This window comes from Micromonospora xinjiangensis, assembly GCF_056150165.1.
In genome coordinates, this window is record NZ_JAXCFO010000016.1 from 1 (window position 1) to 2162 (window position 2162).

Genomic DNA, 2162 nt, shown 5'->3' on the forward strand with positions numbered 1-2162 from the left:
CGATGGCGGAGAGGGGTTGGCGGTCGTCGCGGAGTTTGCCGACGAGTTCGGCGGTGAGGTGTTGGGCCTCGGCGGCGCTGCCGCCGTTGCCGGCCACCAGCAACCGCCCCCCACCCGCGAGCCGCTGGGCCAGCGTCTCGCCCCACCGCGCGAGCAGCCGCTCGCACTCGCGGTACGGCAGCAGCGCCGCGGCCAGGTTCGCCAGGTGGGCGTCCAGCGGCGAGGCCGCCATCAGGCCACCACCCCGCTCGGCCGCCGCACCGCGACCACCTCGCTGTAGACCTCCACCAGCCGTTCCGCGGTCGCCGCCCAGGAGTAGCGCAGCCGGGCCCGTTCCTGGGCCGCCGTGGCGTACGCGAACCGGCGGATCCGGTCGTCGAGTAGCCGCTGGATCGCGCCGCCCAGCGCCCGGGGATCGCGGGCCGGGACGAGGTCACCGGTGATCCCCTCGACGACGGTGTCCTTGAGCCCACCCACGGCGGTGCCGATCACCGGCACGCCGCAGGCCATCGCCTCCAGCGGGGTGAGCCCGAACGGCTCGTACCAGGGGGCGGCGACCAGCACGTCGGCCGAGCGGTACCAGCGGCCCATCTCCTCCCGCGGCACCGCACCGACCAGGCGCACCCGGTCGGCCACTCCGCACGACTCGGCGAGCCCGCGCAGACGGCGGGCGTACGGGTCGCTCTCCAACAGCCCGGCGGGCGGACCGCCGACCACCACGCACTCGGCGTCGGGCACCAGCGCCATCGCCCGGATCACGGTCTGGAAGCCCTTGCGCTCCACCAGCCGGCCGACGGTGAGGATGCGGGCCCGTCCGGGCTCGCGCTCGGCGGCCGGCCCGAGCGGGGCGAAGGTGGTCAGGTTCACGCCGGAGGGCACCACCGTCATCCGGGACCGCGGCACCCCCATCCGGACCAGCTCGCCGACCTCGTCCTGGCACTGGGCGACCACCCGGTCCACGGTCCGGCCCAGCTCCCGCTCGTACGCCACCCGCCGCGCCGGGCTGGTGTCCTGCACCCCCTGGTACCGCTTCTTCACCGTGCCGAGCGCGTGGTACGTCTGCACCACCGGCAACCCGGTCTGCCGGCTGGCGGCGAGCGCCGCGAGTCCACTCATCCAGAAGTGCGCGTGGATCACCTCGGGGGCCCAGTCACCGCCCCGCCACTGGTCGACCAGCCAGCGGCTGAACTCCTTCATGTGCGGCAGCAACGCGTCCTTGGCCACCGGCTCGGCCGGGCCGGCCGGCACGTGCACCACGTCGTACCCGTCCGGGCTGCGCACGGTGACGGGCAGGTCCACGGCGTCGCGCCGGGTGTACACCCGCACCTCGTGCCCGGCGGCCGCGAGCGCGGCGGAGAGCTCCGCGACATGCGTGTTCTGGCCGCCGGCGTCCTCGCCGCCGAGGATGGCGAGCGGGCTGGCGTGCTCCGAGATCATCGCGATGCGCATACTTCCTCCTCCAGCAGCCGGTCCCAGTCGGCGAGGAAACGGTCGAGGCCGTACCGGTCGCGCGCCGCGGTGCGGGCGATCGCGCCGGCCTGCCGTGCGGACTCCGGTTCGGCCACGAACCGGCGTGCCGCGTCCAACAGGGTGTCGATGCGGGTGTCGAGGGCGCCCGCCCCCGGTGGTACGGCCATCACCGCCTCGGTGGTGGCGAGCGCGACGACCGGCATGCCGATCGCCATGGCCTCGATGAGGCTCAGCCCGAGCGAGGTCCACCGGCACAGGTGCAGGTACGCCCGCCGCCGGGCCAGCTCCTCGTGCATCCGGGCCTGCGGCACGTCGTCGTGGCTGGTCACCCGGTCGGAAGGCAGCCCGAGCGCGTCGGCCAGCCCGGCCACCTTCATGCCGAACACGTCCAGTGGCGCGATCTCGGCGAACCGGGGCAGGAGGTCGGTGCCGGTCACCCGCCAGCGGCGTACCGGCTCGTTGATCACGACGGCGAGCCGGTCGAGTTCACCGGTGTACTCGACGGCCGGGGGCACGATGCCGTGGTCGATCACCGTGGTGCGGGTGCCGCCGGTGTCCCAGAACAGCTGGTTGAAGCCGGTGACGTGGGCGATGACCAGGTCGTCGCGGTCGGCCATGGGGTGGCGGCTGTGGGGGACGTCGCCGTCCTTCGGGGTGTTGTGCTCGACGTAGACGGCGGGGACGTCCCGGCC

2 protein-coding genes and 1 pseudogene are annotated in these 2162 nt (G+C 74.4%); all 3 read right to left on the reverse strand.

The window, feature by feature from the left end; translation table 11 throughout:
• A pseudogene (locus SM573_RS29690) lies at positions 1-232 on the reverse strand (phosphoheptose isomerase); the annotation flags it as partial.
• Positions 232-1449 carry a glycosyltransferase gene (locus SM573_RS29695; protein WP_474617554.1) on the reverse strand — a complete coding sequence of 406 codons (1218 nt, stop codon included), beginning with the start codon at positions 1447-1449 and terminating at the stop codon, positions 232-234. The gene SM573_RS29695 and the pseudogene SM573_RS29690, both read right to left, overlap by 1 nt.
• Positions 1434-2162: glycosyltransferase (locus SM573_RS29700; protein ID WP_474615100.1), on the reverse strand; the 729-nt coding region annotated here is incomplete at its 5' end. The genes SM573_RS29700 and SM573_RS29695, both read right to left, overlap by 16 nt.

Bases quoted from the DNA above. Each gene is read 5' to 3' on its own strand.
- SM573_RS29695 (WP_474617554.1), bottom strand. From the start codon at position 1,449: ATGCGCATCGCGATGATCTCGGAGCACGCCAGCCCGCTCGCCATCCTC.